Consider the following 19,278-nt stretch of genomic DNA (forward strand, 5'->3'; position numbering starts at 1 on the left):
GCTTCGGTCGCGAGACCCGGGGCGTGCTGTGGTTCAGCCTGTTTTCAAAGATCTTATCGATCCCCGGGGGGATCGTCGGCCACGCTGCGGCTGGCAGGGCCGCGCGCGGACACTGCAATAACAGGAAGTATTGAGATGCCTCCCAAGAAGAAGAAGCTGTCAGCGATCATCAAGCTGCAGATCAAGGCCGGTTTGGCGAACCCCGCCCCGCCGGTCGGCCCCGCGCTGGGTCAGCACGGCGTCAACATCATGGAGTTCTGCAAGGCCTACAACGCCGCGACCGAGTCGCAGCGTGGCACCGTCGTGCCGGTCGAGATCTCCGTGTACGAGGACCGCACGTTCGACTTCAAGCTCAAGACCCCGCCCGCCGCGAAGCTGCTCCTCAAGGCCGCCGGTGTGGAAAAGGGTTCGGGCGAGCCGCACCGCGTCAAGGTCGCCAAGGTGACCATGGCCCAGGTCCGCGAGATCGCCGAGGGCAAGATGGTCGACCTCAACGCCACCAACGTCGACCAGGCCGCGAAGATCATCGCAGGCACCGCCCGTTCCATGGGCATCACGGTCGAAGGCTGATCCACCCAAATACACCGAAGTACGTGGGAGAGCTCAGCGCAGCTCGCACCACAACTGATCCACTGAGTTAGGGAACAGACATGAAGCGCAGCAAGGCCTACCGTCAGGCCGCCGAGCTGGTTGACCGTGAGCGGCTGTACTCGCCGCTGGAGGCAGCCAAGCTCGCCAAGGAAACTTCCAAGGTGAAGCTCGACGCGACCGTCGAGGTCGCCATCCGCTTGGGCGTCGACCCTCGCAAGGCCGACCAGATGGTCCGCGGCACCGTGAACCTGCCGCACGGCACCGGCAAGACCGCTCGCGTCATCGTTTTCGCGACCGGCGACAAGGCGACCGTGGCTGTGGCGGGGGGCGCCGACGCCGTCGGCTCGGAAGACCTGATCGAGCGCATCCAGGGCGGGTGGCTCGACTTCGACGCCGCCATCGCCACCCCCGACCAGATGGCCAAGGTCGGTCGCATCGCCCGCATCCTCGGCCCGCGTGGCCTGATGCCGAACCCGAAGACCGGCACCGTGACGCCCGACGTCACCAAGGCGGTCCAGGACATCAAGGGCGGCAAGATCAACTTCCGCGTTGACAAGCAGGCCAACCTGCACCTGGTCATCGGCAAGGCCTCGTTCGACACCGAGAAGCTGGTCGAGAACTACGCGGCCGCCCTCGACGAGGTCCTCCGCGCCAAGCCCTCCGCGGCGAAGGGCCGGTTCCTGAAGAAGGTCACCGTCTCCACCACGATGGGCCCCGGCATCCCGGTCGACCCGAACCGCACGCGCAACCTGCTCGTCGACGAGGTCTGATCGACTCGCAAGTGTGAAAAAGCCCCCGGCGACTTGGTCGCCGGGGGCTTTCGCGTTGTCGGGGGGTTCAGCAGGCGGCGGTCTCGGCTGCGTAGTCGGAGATGAGCCAGGTCTTGTTGTCCTGGTAGGAGAGCACGAACTTCCCCAGTCGGGGCCCGCCGCTCACCGTCAGGTCCTTGCAAGAACTGACCTCGGTGACGCTCGTCGTCGGCTCCTTCAGCATCCGGTCCGGGAAGAGGGGCTGTTCGTAGTCCGAGACGTTCGTGACCTGACCGTGGAGGGCTGTGACGGCAGCCTCGCAGTCGGGTGCCGAGAACGCGGCGGCGAACTTCTGCTTGGCCCGCCCGTCACCGGTGAACAGGGCGCAGGCTTGAGCCGATGACCCCTGCGACACGTGCTTGTAGAAGGTCCCCACGGTGCCCTGCAAGCCGTAAGCGTTGACGGGAGCGATGACGTTCCCCTTGTTGCCTCCGCTGTCCACGGCAGGACACCCGGCGGGCTCGGCCTCGTAGTCGGTGATGATCCAGGCTCCGCTTCCGGACTGCTTGGTCAGGACGAACTTCCCCAGCCGAGGTCCGCCCACCACCGTCAGGTCCTTGCAGGAGCTGACGGTGGTGGTGTTCGTCAGCGGTTCCTTCAGCATCGTGTCCGCGAAGTACACCTGCTCGTAGTCCGAGACGTTGCTGACCTGGTCGTGCAGCGATCGGATGGCGGCTTGGCAGTCGGGTGCCGAGAACGCCGTCGCGAACTTCTGCCGGGCACGGCCGTCGTCGGCGAACAGGTTGCACGCTCGGCTGTCGGACCCCTGCGACACGTGCTTGTAGAAGATGCCCACGGTGCCCTGCAAGCCGTACGCGTTGGTGGGGGCGATGACGTTCCCCTTGTTGCCCCCGCTGTCGACGGCGATGTCACCGGGGTCGTCGCCGCCGAACCACCGGTTGTAGGCGTAGCCCCCCAGCAGGGCCAGGATCAGCAGCATCACCAGCCAGCGCACCAGTTTGCTGCCCAGGATGATCTGCCACATCGGCTTGGGCGCGGGCTTCACGTAGACGGTCTGGATCGGTGGTTGCACCGCGGGCGGTTGTGAGGCGGGGCCTGTGTCTCCCGGCGGCAACGCCAGGGGGGCGTGGCCCTCCCGTGCCTGCTGGAAGCGCTGGTAGTCCTGGAACCGCTGGAACTCCTGGAACTGCCGCAACTGCTCCGGATCGATTTCCGCAGGCGGCTGCGGCTGCTGCGGTCCGTTGCTCGTGCTGTCCGTCACCCGTACATCATGCCGTCTCGATTTGGAGCCGCGACCGCCCATCGGCTACCGTTGAGCTGTTCCACCAAAGACCGCCGGTCTTCCCGCAAGGGAACGAAGGCCCCGTTGCAATGGGGGCGGCCCGCGCAGGAGGACGAGGAAGTATCCCAAGCCTTGGCTTGCCATGGTTGAAGATCCACGCCCCGTGCCGCTCTGCGCCGGGGCGTTTTTGTTGTTTCGGGACCTCTCAGGCCGCGGTAACACCCAGCCCAGAGAGGAGGCGATCATGGCGAAGCCCACCAAGGTGTCGGCCGTCGCCGAGATCACGGAGAAGTTCCGTGGCAGCTCGGCAGCAGTCATCACCGAGTACCGTGGCCTCTCCATGGCGCAGCTCACCACGCTGCGTCGCGCTCTCGGCACGGGCGCCACGTACACCGTCTCGAAGAACACGCTGGTCAAGCGTGCCGCTCAGGACGCCGGCGTGGAGGGCCTCGAGGCCCTTCTCATCGGCCCGACCGCCATCGCCTTCATCGAAGGCGAGCCGGTCGACGCGGCCAAGACCCTGCGCGACTTCGCGAAGGACAACAAGGCCCTGGTCATCAAGGGCGGCTACATGGATGGCCGCTCCCTCTCGGTGGACGAGGTCACCCGCATTGCGGACCTCGACTCCCGTGAGGTGCTGCTCGCCAAGCTGGCGGGCGCGATGAAGGGCAACCTGTCGAAGGCCGCGGGCCTGTTTGCCGCCCCGGCTTCCCAGGTCGCTCGCCTGGCCCAGGCACTTGCGGACAAGCGCGCCGCGGAGGGGTCCTCGGACGCCGCCGCTCCGGCCGCCGACGCCGCAGAGCCCGCCGAGAGCTGATCACACACCCAAGCACTCGCGTCCCCTGACCGGGACGTGGTTACCGAAAGGACCGCCACCATGGCGAAGCTCAGCAACGACGAGCTGCTCGACGTCTTCAAGGAGATGACCCTCCTGGAGCTGTCCGCGTTCGTGAAGCAGTTCGAGGAGACCTTCGAGGTCACCGCCGCTGCCCCCGTCGCGATGGCGGGCCCCGCGGGCCCCGGCGCCGCTGCGGCCGAGGTCGAGGAGCAGGACGAGTTCGACGTCGTCCTCGAGTCCGCCGGCGACAAGAAGATCCAGGTCATCAAGGTCGTCCGCGAGGTCGTCTCCGGTCTGGGTCTGAAGGAGGCCAAGGAGCTCGTGGAGTCCGCTCCCAAGGCCATCCTCGAGAAGGTCGCGAAGGACGCCGCCGAGGCGGCCAAGGAGAAGCTCGAGGCTGCCGGCGCCAAGATCACCGTCAAGTGATCTAGCCCCACCTCCGCACAAGGCGGGTGCCCTTCGGGGCGCCCGCCTTGTGCCGTGCCAGGGCACGTGTTTCACCCCATCGGGCGACGCAGGCGTTATCCGTCCGCAACCCCCGTTACTCCAACTGGTGAGTAACCTCGCTGACTCGGGCTCGTTGCACCTGTGTGTCATGACCCGATTCGGGAGGTGTGATGGGCGTCGAGGTGGTGGTCGAAGGTCTCACGAAGTCCTTCGGCAAGCAGACCATCTGGCGGGACGTCACGCTCAGCATCCCGCCGGGTGAGGTCAGCGTCATGCTGGGCCCCTCGGGCACCGGCAAGTCGGTTTTCCTGAAGTCCCTGGTCGGGCTGCTCAAACCCGAGCAGGGCAAGATCATCATCAACGGCACGGACCTCGTCCGCTGCTCCGAGCACAAGCTCTACGAGATCCGGAAGATGTTCGGCGTCCTCTTCCAGGACGGGGCCCTCTTCGGCTCCATGAACCTGTTCGACAACGTCGCCTTCCCGCTCCGCGAGCACACCCGCAAGACCGAGGCCGAGGTGCGCCGCATCGTCCTCGAGAAGATGGAGATGGTCGGTCTCGTCGGCGCGGAGAAGAAGCTCCCCGGCGAGATCTCCGGCGGTATGCGCAAGCGGGCGGGCCTGGCCAGGGCGCTGGTGCTCGACCCGGAGATCATCCTGTGCGACGAGCCGGACTCCGGGTTGGACCCGGTCCGGACCGCCTACCTGAGCCAGCTCCTGATCGACCTGAACGCGCAGATCGACGCCACGATCCTCATCGTCACCCACAACATCACCGTGGCCCGCACCGTCCCGGACAACCTCGGCATGCTGTTCCGCCGCGAACTGGTGATGTTCGGGCCGCGGGAGGTGCTCCTGACCAGCGACGAACCGGTGGTCGAGCAGTTCCTCAACGGCCGCCGCATCGGCCCGATCGGCATGTCCGAGGAGAAGGACCAGGCCACGATGGCCGCCGAGCTCGCCCACCGCGACGCGGGCCACTCCGACGGCTCCCCGGACGAGGACGTGCGCGGCGTGGTCCCGCAGATCGAGCCGACCCCCGGCCTCCCGATGAGGGACGCCGTGCGCCGCCGCAAGGACCGGGTCATGAGCATCATCCACACGCTCCCGCACGAGGCCCAGCAGGGCATCATCGCGAGCCTCACCCCGGCCGAGCAGAGCAAGTACGGCGTGCTCGCGGGTGCCGGGCCGCGGACGCCCTCGCCCTACCCGCGGGAGCACACCGAGTGGCAGCGCAAGGCCGGTGACCTGTGACCGCGCCCGGTGTCGGCGCCCTGCGGGAGACCGGCAAGCTCTTCGCGCTCGGCATCGACGTCACCCGCAGCGCGTTCAAGCGGCCGTTCCAGCTGCGCGAGTTCATCCAGCAGAGCTGGTTCATCGTCAGCGTCACGGTCCTGCCGACGGCGCTGGTGTCGATCCCGTTCGGCGCGGTCATCGCCCTCCAGCTCGGCTCGCTGACCAGGCAGATCGGCGCGCAGTCGTTCACCGGCGCGGCGAGCGTGCTGGCGATCATCCAGCAGGCCAGCCCCATCGTGACGGCGCTGCTGATCGCGGGCGCGGGCGGCAGCGCGATCTGCGCGGACATCGGGTCGCGCAAGATCCGCGAGGAGATCGACGCGATGGAGGTGCTCGGCGTCTCGCCGATCCAACGCCTCGTCGTGCCGCGCGTGCTGGCCGCGATGCTGGTCAGCGTCCTGCTCAACGGCATGGTCAGCGTCGTCGGCGTGATGGGCGGCTACTTCTTCAACGTGGTCCTCCAGGACGGCACGCCGGGGGCGTACCTGGCGAGCTTCTCGGCCCTCGCACAGCTCCCGGACCTGTGGATCAGCGAGTTCAAGGCGTTGATCTTCGGGTTCATCGCGGGCATCGTGGCCGCCTACCGCGGCCTCAACCCGGCGGGCGGGCCGAAGGGCGTGGGCGACGCGGTGAACCAGGCCGTCGTCATCACGTTCCTGCTGCTGTTCTTCGTGAACTTCGTGCTCACCACGATCTACCTCACGGTCGTCCCGGCGAAGGGGAGCTGATGGACTTCCGCAAAGCGGCGGGCCGTCCGCTCCAGGCGCTCGACGGCTTCGGCGACCAGCTGTCGTTCTACCTGCGCGCGCTCGCGTGGACGCCGCGCGTCCTGCGCCGCTACCTGCGCGAGACCCTGCGCCTGCTGGCCGAGGTCAGCTTCGGCAGCGGGGCGCTGGCCGTCATCGGCGGCACGATCGGCGTGATGGTCGGCCTGTCGGTGTTCACCGGCACGGTCGTCGGCCTCCAGGGCTTCACGGCGTTGAACCAGATCGGCACGTCGGCGTTCGCGGGCTTCGTCAGCGCGTACTTCAACACCCGCGAGATCGCCCCGCTGGTGGCGGGCCTCGCGCTGTCCGCCACGGTCGGCTCCGGTTTCACCGCGCAGCTCGGCGCGATGCGGATCTCCGAGGAGATCGACGCGCTGGAGGTCATGGGCATCCCGTCCATGCCGTTCCTGGTCACGACCCGGATCATCGCGGGTTTCGTCGCGATCATCCCGCTGTACGTGATCGGCCTGCTGACCAGCTACCTCGCCGCGCGGACGATCACCGTGCAGTTCTACGGCCAGTCCGCGGGCACGTACGACCACTACTTCAACCTGTTCCTACCGCCGATCGACGTCCTGTGGTCGTTCGGCAAGGTCCTGGTGTTCGCCGTCGTGATCATCATGACCCACTGCTACTACGGCTACCGCGCCAGCGGCGGCCCCGCGGGTGTCGGCGTCGCCGTCGGCCGCGCGGTCCGCACCGCCATCGTCACCACGAGCCTGCTCGACTTCTTCCTGAGCCTGGCGATCTGGGGCACCACGACGACGGTGAGGATCGCGGGCTGATGATCAGGCAACGGCTGCTCGGCCTCGTCTTCCTCACGGTCATCGTGACGTTCCTCGGGCTCACCGTGGCGCTGTACGACAACGCGTTCACGAAGGTCGTCACCGTCACGCTGAAGACCGACCACGTCGGCAACCAGCTGCTGCGGGCGTCGGACGTGAAGGTGCGCGGGCTGATCGTCGGCGAGGTCCGCCAGATCCGCAGCACCGGCGACGGCGCTGAACTCGAACTGGCGCTGCAACCGGACAAGGTCGACCTGATCCCGAAGGACGTGTCCGCGCGGCTGCTGCCGAAGACCCTGTTCGGCGAGCGGTACGTGAACCTGGTGCTGCCGAAGGACTCCGCGGGCGGGCACCTCACCGACGGCTCGGTCATCGAGCAGGACCGGTCCAGCAGCGCGATCGAGCTGGAGCAGGTCCTCAACGACCTGATGCCGGTGCTCCAGGCCGTGCAGCCGGAGAAGCTCGCGACCACGTTGACCGCGGTCTCGCAGGCGTTGGACCACCGGGGCAAGCCGCTCGGCCAGACCCTCGTCCAGCTCGACTCCTACCTCGGCGAGCTGAACCCGCAGCTGCCCGCGCTCAAGGAGGGCATCAGCAGGCTCGCGGACGTCAGCAACGTCTACGCCGACGCCGCGCCCGACCTGGTGCAGGCCCTCACCGACGCGACCACGACGAGCAAGACCATCGTCGAGCAGCGCGACAACCTGCTGGCCCTGTACGGGACGCTGACGACCACCTCGCGCGACCTGACCAGCTTCCTCACGGTCAACAAGAACAACCTGATCCAGCTCGCCGACACCAGCCGCCCGACGCTGGAGCTGCTCGCCAAGTACGCGCCCGAGTACCCGTGCCTGCTCAAGGGGCTCACCGAGTTCACGCCGGTGATCAGCAAGGCGTTCGGCGAGGGCACGGCCAAGCCCGGCCTGCACATCACCATGGAGATCACCGCGAACCGCGGCAAGTACCTGCCCAACCAGGACGAGCCGGTGTACGGCGACAAGCGCGGCCCCCGCTGCTACGACATCATCCCGCGGCCCAACCCGTTCCCCCAGTACCCGCCGGAGGGCCCGCTGGTCGACGGCTCGAAGCCGCCGCCCGCGGCCCGCAGCGCCAACGACGGCGTCCTGCCCCCGGCCACGGCCCAGGGCGGCACCACCAGCCCGTCGGCCGTGTCGGCGGAGAGCGTCGCGAACTCGCCCGAGGAGCAGCGGATGCTCTCGGTGCTGCTGGCGGGTGAGGTCGGCGTGCCCAGCAGGGAGATGCCCAGCTTCACCAGCCTGCTGCTCGGCCCGCTCTACCGCGGGACGGAGGTGACGGTGAAGTGAGAGGACTCGCCGCACCCCTGATCAAGCTGATCGTCTTCGCCGTGGTCACGATCCTGGCGACCACGCTGCTCGCGGTCACGATCGCCAACGTGAGCCTCAAGAGCGCCACCGGCTACACCGCGCGGTTCACCGACGTGACCGCGTTGAACAAGGGCGACGACATCCGCATCGCGGGTGTCCGCGTCGGCCAGGTCGAGGACATCCGGGTCGTCGACCGGCGGCTCGCCGAGGTCGCCTTCAGCATCGACGGCGACCGCAAGCTCCCCGCGTCGGCCACGGCGACGATCAAGTACCGCAACCTCGTCGGCCAGCGGTACATCGCGCTGGAGCCGGGCGTCGGCGACCTCAACGCGGTGCTGCCCGAGGGCGGCGTGATCCCGTTGGAGCGCACCAAGCCCGCGCTCGACCTCACCGTGCTGTTCAACGGGTTCAAGCCGCTGTTCCAGGCGCTCAACCCCGAGGACATCAACAAGCTGTCCTACGAGATCATCCAGGTCCTCCAGGGCGAGGGCGGCACGATCGACAGCCTGCTGCGGCACACCGCCTCGCTGACGTCCACGCTCGCGGGCAAGGACCAGGTCATCGGCGAGGTCATCGACAACCTCAACTCGGTGCTGGACACGGTGAACTCGCGCGGCGAGCAGCTGTCCACGCTCGTCACGACCGTGCAGCAGCTCGTGTCCGGCCTGGCGCAGGACAGGGAGCCCATCGGCGAGGCGGTCACCGCGCTCGGCGACCTCACCTCCACCACCGCGGGCCTGCTCGACCAGGCGCGGCAGCCGTTGAAGGACGACATCGCCTCGCTCGGCCTGGTGTCGAAGAACCTCGGCGACAACGAGGCCGTCGTCGAGGCGGCGATCCAGAAGCTGCCGAGCAAGCTGGAGACGATCACCCGCACCGCGACCTACGGCTCGTGGTTCAACTTCTTCCTGTGCGAGGGCAGCGGCCAGATCGCCGTCCCGCCGGTCATCACCACCCCGATCCCGATCACCGCCCTGCCCGTGACGCAGCCGAGGTGCCGTCGATGAAACCCGAACGGAACCCGGTCACGGTCGGCGCCATCAGCCTCACGCTGATCGCGCTGCTGCTGGTCGCCGCGTTCTACTCCGACGACCTGCCCATCATCGGCAGCGGCACGACGTACTCCGCCGAGTTCAGCGAGGCCGCGGGCCTGGTGTCCGGCAACGAGGTCCGCGTCGCCGGGGTCAAGGTCGGCAAGGTGACGAAGGTGAAGCTGGACGGCAACCTCGTGCGGGTGTCGTTCAAGGTCAAGGACGCCTGGGTCGGCGACCGCACCACGGCGACGATCCGGATCAAGACGCTGCTGGGCCAGAAGTTCGTGGCGCTGGACCCGCAGGGGTCGCTGCCGCTGGACCCCGGCCTGCCGATCCCGAAGGACCGCACGCTCGCCCCGTACGACGTGAACGAGGCGTTCAACGGCCTCGCGACCACCGTCGGCCAGATCGACACCAAGCAGCTCTCGGACAGCTTCGAGGTGCTGTCCCAGACGTTCGAGGGCTCGTCGGACAGCGTCCGCGGCGCGCTGGACGGCCTGTCCGCGCTGTCGAAGACGATCTCCTCGCGCGACGAGCAGCTCGCGAAGCTGCTGGGCAACACCAGGGACATCACCAAGACCCTGTCCGACCGCAACGAGCAGTTCGAGAAGCTCCTGTCCGACGGCAACCTGCTGCTCGGCGAGCTGCGCAAGCGGAAGGACGCGATCTCGTTGCTGCTCAGGGGAACCCGTGACCTGTCGACCGAGCTGACCGGGCTGGTGCAGGACAACAACGCGCAGCTGAAACCCGCGCTGGAGCAGCTGGAGCGGGTCACGACCCTGTTGCAGCGCAACCAGGACAGCCTCGACAAGGGGCTCGCGCTGATGGCGCCGTTCTACCGGGTGTTCGCCAACACCCTGGGCAACGGCCGCTGGTTCGACGTGTACCTCTGCGGCCTGCTGCCCCCGTCGGTGAACCTCGGCGTGGTCGGGTTCAACGAAGAGGGCTGCCTGCCTCCCGGCGTCCAGAGGGGGAAGTGATGGCGCGGACGAAGGCGGGTCGCGACCTCGGTCGAGCGCTGGCGATGGCGTGCGTGCTGGCGCTGGTCGCGTCGGCGGCGCTGTGGTGGATCTTCTCCGGCGTCAACAGCCGCAGGGTCACCGCGCTGTTCGGCGCGGCCGTCGGGCTCTACCAGGGGTCGGACGTGCGGGTGCTCGGCGTGAAGGTCGGCACCATCGACGACGTCCAGCCCGAGGGCAAGCTCGTGCGGGTCACCATGACGCTCGACCGCGACGTGAAGGTGCCCGCCGACGCGCAGGCCGTCGTCGTCGCGCCGAGCGTGGTCAGCGACCGGTACGTGCAGCTCGCTCCCGCCTACACCGCGGGCCCGACCATGGGCGACGACGTGGTGATCCCGCGCGAGCGCACCGCGACCCCCGTCGAGCTGGACGAGCTGTACTCCAGCCTGGACAAGCTCACCACCGCGCTGGGTCCCAACGGGGCCAACAAGAACGGCTCGCTGTCGGACCTGCTCACCAGCGCCGCGAACAACCTCGACGGCAACGGCCAGGCTCTCAACGACACCATCCGCAACCTCGGCGACGCGACCAGGACCCTCTCCGGCTCGAAGGAGGACCTGTTCGCCACGGTCGACAACCTGTCGAGCTTCACCGCCATGCTGGCGGCCAACGACAGCCAGGTCCGGGACTTCAACAAACAGCTCGCGGAGGTGGCCGGGTTCCTCGCCGACGAACGCGAGAACCTCGGGGCCGCGTTGACCGAGCTGGCCAACGCCCTCGGCCAGGTGCAGGGGTTCATCAAGGACAACCGGGCCGTCCTCAAGTCCAACGTGGACAAGCTGGCGAGCATCACCGGCGTCCTGGTGAAGCAGCGGGCCGCGCTCGCCGAGACCCTCGACGTCGCCCCGCTCGCCCTCGGCAACCTCCAGAACTCCTACAACGCCGCGTCGGGAACCCTCGACACCCGCGCCGACATCAACGAGCTGAACCAGCCGCCGATCGTGCTGGTCTGCAAGCTGATCCAGCAGGTCGAGCCCGGCACCGTCCCGCTCGCGCTGTCGCAGGTGTGCTCGCAGCTCGAACCCGTGCTGACCGGCGCGCTGCCGCTGCCCACGCCCGCCGAGGCGCTCGGCTCGCTCAGCCAGGGCAAGCTGCCCCTGCCGTTGCCGCTGGGAGGTGTGCCGCAGTGAAGCGACTGGTCCCCGTCCTCGTCTCGGTCGCCCTCCTCGCGGGCTGCGGCTCCGGCGGCTTCGACGGCGTCTACACGATGCCGCTGCCCGGCGGCGCCGACCTCGGCGACCGGCCGTACCGGGTGAAGGTGCAGTTCAAGGACGTGCTCGACCTCGTGCCGCAGGCGGGCGTGAAGGTCAACGACGTCGCCGTCGGCAAGGTGGAGAAGATCGACCTCGCCCCGGACGGCTGGACCGCCGAGGTGACCGTGGCCGTGAACGGCGACGTCGTGCTGCCCGCCAACTCCGTCGCCAAGCTCCGCCAGTCCGCGCTGCTCGGCGAGAAGTTCGTCGAGCTGGCCAAGCCCGCCGAGGGCAAGGAGGAGGGCAAGCTCGTCGACGGCGCGCTGATCCCGGTGGACCGGACGAACCGCAACCCCGAGGTCGAAGAGGTCTTCGGCGCGCTGTCGCTGCTGCTCAACGGCGGTGGCGTCGCGCAGCTCCAGGACATCGCCAAGGAGCTGAACGCCGCCACCGAGGGCAACGAGCCGGAGATCCGCTCGCTGCTGACGAACGTGAACACGCTGGTCACGCAGCTGGACGGGCACAAGGTCGAGATCACCAGGGCCTTGGACGGGGTCAACCGGCTCGGCGGCACGCTCAACGCCCAGCGCGACCAGATCGGGGGAGTGCTCGACACCCTCGAACCCGGCCTGAAGGTCCTCGCCGACCAGCGCACCCAGCTCGTCACCCTGCTCCAGGCGTTGGACGAGCTGTCCGGCGTCGCCGTCGACACGGTGAACAAGAGCAAGGAAGACCTGGTCGCGGACCTGAAGGCGCTGTCACCGACGTTGCAGAAGCTCGCCGAGGCCGGCACGAACCTGCCGAACGCGTTCCAGCTCCTCTTCACCTACCCGTTCCCGGACGCGGCGGTCGACGGCATCAAGGGCGACTACACGAACGCGTTCCTGAACCTCGACCTGAACCTCGGCAGCATCGTCGACAACCTGGGCTCCTCGCGGCAGGGCCTCCTGCCCGGCATCCCCGGCCTGGACGGCAAGCCGCTGCCGTCGCTGCCCCTGCCGCTGCCGAACCTCCCGGTGCCCGGCATCGGCACCGGGACCGGCCTCGGCGACCTGCTCGGCGGACTGCTGGGAGGCGGCCGGTGATCCCCCGCAAGATCAAGCTCCAGATCGGCGCGTTCCTGGTGATCGCCCTGGTCGGCATCAGCTACGTCGGGGCCCGGTACGTCGGGCTCGGCAGGCTGGTCGGCTCGTCCGGCTACGTCGTGACGATGCAGCTCGCGGACTCCGGCGGCATCTTCAGCAACGCCGAGGTCACCTACCGCGGCGTGACGATCGGCCGGGTCGGGGCGCTGCGCCTGGCCGCGGACGGCGTCGAGGTCGACCTGGACATCAACCCGGACGCGCCGCGCGTGCCGTCGGACCTGGACGCCGTGGTGGCGAACCGGTCCGCGGTCGGCGAGCAGTTCGTGGACCTGCGCCCCAAGCGCGACGACGGCCCGTACCTGGAGGCGGGCGCGGTCATCCCGCGCAGCGCCACCAGCGTCCCGCCGCCGGTCGACAACCTGCTCGCCAACCTCGACGCGTTCGCCAAGTCCGTGCCGACGGACGCGCTGCGGACCGTCGTCGACGAGCTGGACATCGCCTTCAACGGCACCGGCCCCGACCTCCAGGTGCTGCTGGACAACACCCGGTCGTTCACCCAGACCGCGACCGACCACCTGCCGCAGACGAAGGCCCTGCTCCAGGACGGCGTGACCGTGCTCACCACGCAGGCCCAGCAGGGGAGCGCGATCCGGTCGTTCAGCGGCGACCTGCGGCTGCTCGCCGAGCAGCTGAAGAAGTCCGACGGCGACCTGCGGAACCTGATCGCCGTGAGCCCGCGGGCCGCCGAGCAGGTGTCCGGGCTGCTCCGCGAGAGCGGCTCGAACCTCGGCGTGGTGTTCGCGAACCTGCTCACCACGTCGAACATCCTGGTCAGCAGGCTGGACGGCCTGGAGCAGATCGCCGTGACCTACCCGATCGTGGTCGGCGGCGGCTTCACCGTCGCCCCCGGCGACGGCACCGCCCACTTCGGCCTCGCGATCAACGTGTTCGACCCGGCCCCGTGCACCGTGGGCTACGAGGGCACCCCGATCAGGCAGGGCACCGACACCACCCCCGTCGCGCTCAACACGCAGGCGTACTGCGCGCTGGCGCGGGGGAGCGCCACCACCGTGCGCGGAGCCCAGAACGCGCCCTACGGTGGTCAACCGACCACACCCCAGGGCAACGAGACCACGCAGCCGGGTCAGGAGCAGACCGGGACCGCGGCCCAGACCGCGCCCCTGCTGACCAGCCTCGGCCAGCTGCTCGGCCTGCCGGGCTAGGAGGAGCGAAGTGAACTTCCGCCGATGGGCGTTGCCGCTGAGCGCCGTGCTCGTGGTGCTCGCCGCCGGGTACGCGGCGTGGGCGGGCGTGTCGTGGCTGGGCGGGTCGACCGACGACGGCGCCGTGTACGCGCGGGAGCGCGACGAGGTGCTGCGCGTCGGCCAGGTCGGCATCGCCACCTTCACCACCCTCGACTACCGCAAGGTCGACGAGGACCTGGCGCGCTGGATGGACTCGTCCACCGGCGACCTGCACCAGGAGATCGAGACCGGCAAGGACAGCCGCAAGAAGCAGATCCAGGACGCCAAGACCGTCACCACCAGCCGGGTGCTCGACGCGGCCGTCACCGAGCTCGACGACCGCGCCGGTCAGGCCCACCTGATCGCCGTCGTCGAGACGACCGTGACGCCCGACGGCGGGCAGTCGGTCAAGAAGGTCAACCGCTACCAGACGGACCTGAGCCGCACGGACGCGGGCTGGAAGCTCAGCGCGCTCGGCCCCGTCGCCGCGGGCGGCGCCTGACCAGCCGCCCGACCAGCGTGAACAGATTGGACTCCCCAGTGCCCCCGCCGCCCCGCCGCCGCCCGGTCCCGTCGACGCCCGCCTACCGCCCGAAGGTCGCCGGGCTGAACAAGCAGCGGCAGGCCGAGCCCGCCGCCCCGGACGCGGCGCCGCAGGTGGAAGCCCCCGAGACCGCCGCGCCCCCCGTCGACGAGCCGACCGCGGTCGAGAGCGTCGACGTGCCCGACCGGGTGAGCCTCGCCAAGACCGCGGCACCCGACACCGACGACGTCCCCACCGCGGCGGTGGACGCCGTCGACCTCGGCGACACCGACACCGAGCCCGCCGAGGCTGAGGTCGAACCCGCTCCCGCTCCCGCCAAGCCGGTCGGCCGCAGGCGCACGTCGACCAGGGTCCCGTCGCCGACCCCCAGGACCGCCGACGACGAGGCAGCCGACGCCGAGTCGGACGCCGCCGACGCCGCGGACACCGCTGACCAGGCCGGGAAGACCCGGTCCCCGCTGCTCCTGCCGCTGGTCCTGCTCCTGGTGGCGGCCGCGCTGGCGGGCCTGGGCTACTGGTTCCAGACCCGCGACCGGGGCACGAGCGTCAACCAGGCGCTGGTCGACACCGGGGGCACGACCGAGGTCAGCGGCCAGGCGCGCGAGGCGGTCGAGAAGGCCTTCTCCTACAACTTCGCCGACGTCGCGGCCACCGAGAGCGCCGCGAACGAGCTGCTGGTCGGCAAGGCGAAGTGCCAGTACAACGCGATCTTCGGCCCGGTGAAGTCGCTGGCCCCCGAGCAGAAGCTCGTGGTGACCGTCCGGGTCGTGAGCAGCGGCGTCACGTCGTTGGACGGCGACCGCGCCACCGTCCTGCTGTTCATCGACCAGGTGACCACGCGCACGACCGACAACACGACCGGCGGCGGCATCGCGATGATGCGCGTCGGGACCCAGCGGGCCGACGGCCGCTGGAAGGTCGACAACATGGAGATGTTCGGCCAGACCGGCGACCAGTCCGCCGAGATGGCCAAGTGCGCCGACGCGAAGTAGACGTCCGATCAGTGGATCGGGCGACAACGGCCTGTTCGGGCCTTCACAGGGACGTTGAAGATCCACTTCAACCCCCTGAACGCGTGACGCCGGCCACACTTTCGGGCTGATTTTTGTCCACGGTGTACACGTCCCAGTGGAGCCCTTCTGGACGGCGTCCTGGATCGCCCCCGCTGCTCCGCTCGTGTTTGCGCTGGTCAACGACGTTACTTCCGGTAAACATGGCTTGCGCCACCGGAGTGATCGGGGCGTGGCATCTTGACTGTGGGCGCAGGCAGGGTCACTCTGTTTCCGAACACGAGAAAGGTCCTTCCAGGTGCCTCTCGACAGTCGCCGTGTGTGTGGCTAGACTGCTCCTTTGCGCTGCCCTCATCCCGTTTTGCCCCCTTGTTGGGCCCCTCTTCGCCGAGAGGAAGCCTGCCGAGTCACGGATGCGCACGGCGGCGCCGCACCCTTGACAGCCGTGCTAGTCCGCTGCTAGCCAGCTAATTAGTCCCTGGAAGGACGCATCTTGGCGATCTCTCGCGCGACCAAGGCCACTGCTGCGACCAACTCCACGTCGGGGATCCCTGGAGCGCCCAAGCGGGTCTCATTTGCGAAGATCCACGAACCGCTCAAGACGCCCAACCTGCTTGACCTGCAGATTCAGTCCTTCGAATGGCTCACCGGTGATGAGGCCTGGTTCCAGCGCCGCATCGACGCCGGTGACGAGGCGCCGACGGGCGGCCTCGAAGAGGTCCTCAACGAGATCTCGCCGATCGAAGACTTCTCGGGCTCGATGTCCCTCTCCTTCTCCGACCCGCGCTTCGACGAGGTCAAGGCCTCGACCGAGGAGTGCAAGGACAAGGACATGACGTACGCCGCCCCGTTGTTCGTCACGGCGGAGTTCACCAACCACACCACTGGCGAGATCAAGAGCCAGACGGTGTTCATGGGTGACTTCCCGATGATGACCGACAAGGGCACGTTCATCATCAACGGCACCGAGCGGGTCGTGGTTTCCCAGCTCGTCCGATCGCCCGGCGTCTACTTCGACACGAACGTCGACAAGACGACGGACAAGGACGTCTTCAGCGTCAAGATCATCCCCTCGCGGGGTGCTTGGCTGGAGTTCGACGTAGACAAGCGCGACACCGTCGGTGTGCGCATCGACCGCAAGCGCCGCCAGCCCGTCACCGTGCTGCTCAAGGCGCTGGGCTGGTCCACCGAGCAGATCCGTGAGCGCTTCTCGTTCAGCGAGACCCTCCTCACGACGCTCGAGAAGGACCACACCGCCGGCACCGACGAGGCACTGCTCGACATCTACCGGAAGCTGCGCCCCGGCGAGCCCCCCACCAAGGAGAGCGCGCAGGCCCTTCTGGAGAACCTGTTCTTCAAGGAGAAGCGCTACGACCTCGCCAAGGTCGGCCGGTACAAGGTCAACAAGAAGCTGGGCCTGGCCAGCCCGATCAGCACCGGCGTGCTGACCGAGGACGACGTCGTCACGACGATCGAGTACCTCGTGCGCCTGCACGCGGGTGAGACGAACATGCAGCCCGGCGAGACCGAGGTGCCCGTCGAGGTCGACGACATCGACCACTTCGGCAACCGTCGCCTCCGCACGGTCGGCGAGCTGATCCAGAACCAGATCCGCGTGGGCCTGTCCCGCATGGAGCGCGTGGTCCGCGAGCGGATGACGACCCAGGACGTCGAGGCGATCACGCCCCAGACCCTGATCAACATCCGTCCCGTCGTGGCCGCGATCAAGGAGTTCTTCGGGACCTCCCAGCTCTCGCAGTTCATGGACCAGACCAACCCGCTCGCGGGCCTGACCCACAAGCGCCGCCTGTCGGCGCTGGGTCCGGGTGGTCTGTCCCGTGAGCGCGCGGGCATGGAGGTCCGGGACGTCCACCCGTCGCACTACGGCCGCATGTGCCCGATCGAGACGCCGGAAGGCCCGAACATCGGCCTGATCGGCTCGCTGTCCTCCTACGGGCGGGTCAACCCGTTCGGCTTCATCGAGACGCCGTACCGCAAGGTCGTCGACGGTCGGGTCACCGACCAGATCGACTACCTGACGGCCGACGAGGAGGACCGGTACGTCAAGGCGCAGGCGAACGCCCAGATCGACCTCGACGGCAACTTCATCGAAGACCGCGTCCTCGTCCGCAAGAAGGGCGGCGAGGTCGAGCTGATCCTGCCCGAGGACGTCGACTACATGGACGTCTCGCCGCGGCAGATGGTGTCGGCCGCGACCGCGATGATCCCGTTCCTCGAGCACGACGACGCGAACCGCGCACTGATGGGCGCGAACATGCAGCGCCAGGCCGTCCCGCTGCTCCGCAGCGAGGCGCCGCTGGTCGGCACCGGCATGGAGCTGCGCGCCGCGGTCGACGCGGGCGAGGTCGTCGTCGCCAAGAAGACCGGTGTCGTCGAGGAGATCTCCGCCGACTACGTCACGGTGATGGCCGACGACGGTTCCCGCCAGACCTACGGGATGCACAAGTTCCGCCGGTCGAACCAGGGCACCTGCATCAACCAGAAGCCGATCGTCCACGAGGGTGACCGCGTGGAGCAGGGCCAGGTCCTCGCGGACGGCCCCTGCACCGAGAACGGCGAGATGGCCCTCGGGAAGAACCTGCTCGTGGCGATCATGCCGTGGGAAGGCCACAACTACGAGGACGCGATCATCCTGTCGCAGCGCCTCGTGCAGGACGACGTGCTCACCTCGATCCACATCGAAGAGCACGAGATCGACGCCCGCGACACCAAGCTGGGTGCCGAGGAGATCACGCGGGACATCCCGAACGTCTCCGAGGAGGTCCTCGCGGACCTCGACGAGCGCGGCATCATCCGCATCGGCGCCGAGGTCCAGCCCGGCGACATCCTGGTCGGCAAGGTCACGCCCAAGGGCGAGACCGAGCTGACCCCGGAGGAGCGCCTGCTCCGCGCGATCTTCGGCGAGAAGGCGCGCGAGGTGCGCGACACGTCGCTGAAGGTGCCGCACGGCGAGTACGGCAAGGTCATCGGCATCCGCGTGTTCAGCCGCGAGGACGACGACGAGCTGCCCCCCGGCGTGAACGAGCTGGTCCGGGTCTACGTCGCCCAGAAGCGCAAGATCCAGGACGGCGACAAGCTCGCGGGCCGCCACGGCAACAAGGGCGTCATCGGCAAGATCCTCCCCGCGGAGGACATGCCGTTCCTCGAGGACGGCACGCCGGTCGACATCGTCCTGAACACGCACGGTGTGCCCCGTCGTATGAACATCGGCCAGGTGCTGGAGACCCACCTCGGGTGGATCGCCAAGCAGGGCTGGAGCATCGACGGCGAGGCCGACTGGGCGAAGAACCTGCCCGAGGACCTCTACCACGTGGAGCCGAACACGAACACGGCCACGCCGGTGTTCGACGGCGCGCAGGAAGAGGAGATCACCGGGCTGCTCGGCTCGACCATCCCGAACCGCGACGGCGAGCGGATGGTCAAGCAGAACGGCAAGGCGCAGCTCTTCGACGGTCGCTCCGGCGAGCCGTACCCGCACCCCGTGTCGGTCGGCTACATGTACATCCTGAAGCTGCTCCACCTGGTGGACGACAAGATCCACGCGCGCTCCACGGGCCCGTACTCGATGATCACGCAGCAGCCGCTGGGTGGTAAGGCGCAGTTCGGTGGCCAGCGCTTCGGTGAGATGGAGTGCTGGGCGATGCAGGCGTACGGCGCCGCATACACCCTGCAGGAACTTCTCACGATCAAGTCCGACGACGTGCTCGGCCGCGTGAAGGTCTACGAGGCCATCGTCAAGGGCGAGAACATCCCGGAGCCGGGTATCCCGGAATCCTTCAAGGTGCTGCTCAAGGAGCTGCAGTCGTTGTGCCTCAACGTCGAGGTGCTGTCTTCGGACGGCGCCGCGATCGAGATGCGCGATGGCGACGACGAGGACCTGGAGAGGGCTGCCGCCAACCTCGGCATCAACCTCTCGCGGTCCGAATCGCCTTCAGTCGACGACGTCGTCAACTGACCTCGCTGGTCAGCGGTGGGGGAGCGCGCCTCCCGCGTGCTCCCCGCCGTCT

General features: G+C 68.5%; 17 protein-coding genes. 16 read left to right on the top strand and 1 reads right to left on the bottom strand.

Translation table 11 applies throughout. The annotated features are described in order from the left end of the window. Positions 1–135 precede the first annotated feature (135 nt). Together rplK and rplA are read left to right on the top strand one after the other, a co-directional pair. Complete coding sequence (rplK, locus tag ACFWW9_RS16695) at positions 136–570, top strand: 50S ribosomal protein L11 (RefSeq protein ID WP_390377696.1); 435 nt, start codon at positions 136–138, stop codon at positions 568–570. An 80-nt stretch (positions 571–650) separates the two neighbouring features. Then, complete coding sequence (gene rplA, locus ACFWW9_RS16700; protein ID WP_390377699.1) at positions 651–1,361, top strand: 50S ribosomal protein L1; 711 nt, start codon at positions 651–653, stop codon at positions 1,359–1,361. 67 nt (positions 1,362–1,428) lie between these two features. Here the strand turns inward: rplA and ACFWW9_RS16705 are convergent, their stop codons facing one another. Continuing rightward, on the bottom strand, positions 1,429–2,622 hold the full coding sequence (locus ACFWW9_RS16705) for a hypothetical protein (RefSeq protein ID WP_390377702.1): 1,194 nt from the start codon (positions 2,620–2,622) through the stop codon (positions 1,429–1,431). Between the two features lie 265 nt (positions 2,623–2,887). Between ACFWW9_RS16705 and rplJ the strand changes: the two genes are divergently transcribed. The 14 genes from rplJ (at position 2,888) to rpoB (ending at position 19,226) form a co-directional block, all read left to right on the top strand. After that, positions 2,888–3,460, top strand: a complete 573-nt coding sequence (gene rplJ / locus ACFWW9_RS16710) for a 50S ribosomal protein L10 (RefSeq protein ID WP_390377705.1) — start codon at positions 2,888–2,890, stop codon at positions 3,458–3,460. A 60-nt stretch (positions 3,461–3,520) separates the two neighbouring features. Continuing rightward, the gene (gene rplL, locus ACFWW9_RS16715) at positions 3,521–3,907 is read left to right on the top strand and encodes a 50S ribosomal protein L7/L12 (RefSeq protein WP_390377708.1); all 387 of its coding nucleotides are present in this window, start codon (positions 3,521–3,523) and stop codon (positions 3,905–3,907) included. A gap of 191 nt (positions 3,908–4,098) precedes the next feature. After that, entirely contained in the window at positions 4,099–5,181 is a 1,083-nt protein-coding gene (locus ACFWW9_RS16720; RefSeq protein ID WP_390377711.1) for an ABC transporter ATP-binding protein, read from the top strand. Further along, positions 5,178–5,951 carry an MlaE family ABC transporter permease gene (locus ACFWW9_RS16725; RefSeq protein WP_390377714.1) on the top strand — a complete coding sequence of 258 codons (774 nt, stop codon included), beginning with the start codon at positions 5,178–5,180 and terminating at the stop codon, positions 5,949–5,951. The genes ACFWW9_RS16720 and ACFWW9_RS16725 overlap by 4 nt, the downstream gene beginning before the upstream one ends. Further along, positions 5,951–6,775, top strand: coding sequence for an MlaE family ABC transporter permease (locus tag ACFWW9_RS16730; protein WP_390377717.1), 825 nt, complete (start codon positions 5,951–5,953; stop codon positions 6,773–6,775). Before ACFWW9_RS16725 ends, ACFWW9_RS16730 begins: the two co-directional genes overlap by 1 nt. Beyond that, positions 6,775–8,100, top strand: coding sequence for an MCE family protein (locus ACFWW9_RS16735; RefSeq protein ID WP_390377720.1), 1,326 nt, complete (start codon positions 6,775–6,777; stop codon positions 8,098–8,100). The genes ACFWW9_RS16730 and ACFWW9_RS16735 overlap by 1 nt, the downstream gene beginning before the upstream one ends. Further along, positions 8,097–9,128 (top strand): MCE family protein, encoded by a 1,032-nt coding sequence (locus ACFWW9_RS16740; RefSeq protein ID WP_390377723.1) that lies wholly within the window; start codon positions 8,097–8,099, stop codon positions 9,126–9,128. Before ACFWW9_RS16735 ends, ACFWW9_RS16740 begins: the two co-directional genes overlap by 4 nt. Next, positions 9,125–10,135, top strand: a complete 1,011-nt coding sequence (locus tag ACFWW9_RS16745) for an MCE family protein (protein ID WP_390377726.1) — start codon at positions 9,125–9,127, stop codon at positions 10,133–10,135. Before ACFWW9_RS16740 ends, ACFWW9_RS16745 begins: the two co-directional genes overlap by 4 nt. Next, positions 10,135–11,304 (top strand): MCE family protein, encoded by a 1,170-nt coding sequence (locus tag ACFWW9_RS16750; protein ID WP_390377729.1) that lies wholly within the window; start codon positions 10,135–10,137, stop codon positions 11,302–11,304. Before ACFWW9_RS16745 ends, ACFWW9_RS16750 begins: the two co-directional genes overlap by 1 nt. Next, positions 11,301–12,452 carry an MCE family protein gene (locus ACFWW9_RS16755; protein WP_390377732.1) on the top strand — a complete coding sequence of 384 codons (1,152 nt, stop codon included), beginning with the start codon at positions 11,301–11,303 and terminating at the stop codon, positions 12,450–12,452. The genes ACFWW9_RS16750 and ACFWW9_RS16755 overlap by 4 nt, the downstream gene beginning before the upstream one ends. Further along, on the top strand, positions 12,449–13,675 hold the full coding sequence (locus ACFWW9_RS16760) for an MCE family protein (protein ID WP_390377735.1): 1,227 nt from the start codon (positions 12,449–12,451) through the stop codon (positions 13,673–13,675). Before ACFWW9_RS16755 ends, ACFWW9_RS16760 begins: the two co-directional genes overlap by 4 nt. A gap of 10 nt (positions 13,676–13,685) precedes the next feature. Beyond that, the gene (locus ACFWW9_RS16765; RefSeq protein ID WP_390377738.1) at positions 13,686–14,198 is read left to right on the top strand and encodes a hypothetical protein; all 513 of its coding nucleotides are present in this window, start codon (positions 13,686–13,688) and stop codon (positions 14,196–14,198) included. A 26-nt stretch (positions 14,199–14,224) separates the two neighbouring features. Beyond that, on the top strand, positions 14,225–15,232 hold the full coding sequence (locus tag ACFWW9_RS16770) for a hypothetical protein (protein ID WP_390377741.1): 1,008 nt from the start codon (positions 14,225–14,227) through the stop codon (positions 15,230–15,232). A 511-nt stretch (positions 15,233–15,743) separates the two neighbouring features. Then, entirely contained in the window at positions 15,744–19,226 is a 3,483-nt protein-coding gene (gene rpoB, locus ACFWW9_RS16775) for a DNA-directed RNA polymerase subunit beta (protein ID WP_390377744.1), read from the top strand. Positions 19,227–19,278: the final 52 nt, after the last annotated feature.

This window comes from Umezawaea sp. NPDC059074, assembly GCF_042738955.1.
GTDB lineage: Bacteria > Actinomycetota > Actinomycetes > Mycobacteriales > Pseudonocardiaceae > Umezawaea.

Excerpts from the sequence above, each read along its gene's own strand:
- rplK (WP_390377696.1), top strand. The coding sequence starts at position 136 with ATGCCTCCCAAGAAGAAGAAGCTGTCAGCGATCATCAAGCTGCAGATC.
- rplA (WP_390377699.1), top strand. The coding sequence starts at position 651 with ATGAAGCGCAGCAAGGCCTACCGTCAGGCCGCCGAGCTGGTTGACCGT.
- rplJ (WP_390377705.1), top strand. The coding sequence starts at position 2,888 with ATGGCGAAGCCCACCAAGGTGTCGGCCGTCGCCGAGATCACGGAGAAG.
- rplL (WP_390377708.1), top strand. The coding sequence starts at position 3,521 with ATGGCGAAGCTCAGCAACGACGAGCTGCTCGACGTCTTCAAGGAGATG.
- ACFWW9_RS16720 (WP_390377711.1), top strand. The coding sequence starts at position 4,099 with ATGGGCGTCGAGGTGGTGGTCGAAGGTCTCACGAAGTCCTTCGGCAAG.
- ACFWW9_RS16730 (WP_390377717.1), top strand. The coding sequence starts at position 5,951 with ATGGACTTCCGCAAAGCGGCGGGCCGTCCGCTCCAGGCGCTCGACGGC.
- ACFWW9_RS16735 (WP_390377720.1), top strand. The coding sequence starts at position 6,775 with ATGATCAGGCAACGGCTGCTCGGCCTCGTCTTCCTCACGGTCATCGTG.
- ACFWW9_RS16745 (WP_390377726.1), top strand. The coding sequence starts at position 9,125 with ATGAAACCCGAACGGAACCCGGTCACGGTCGGCGCCATCAGCCTCACG.
- ACFWW9_RS16750 (WP_390377729.1), top strand. The coding sequence starts at position 10,135 with ATGGCGCGGACGAAGGCGGGTCGCGACCTCGGTCGAGCGCTGGCGATG.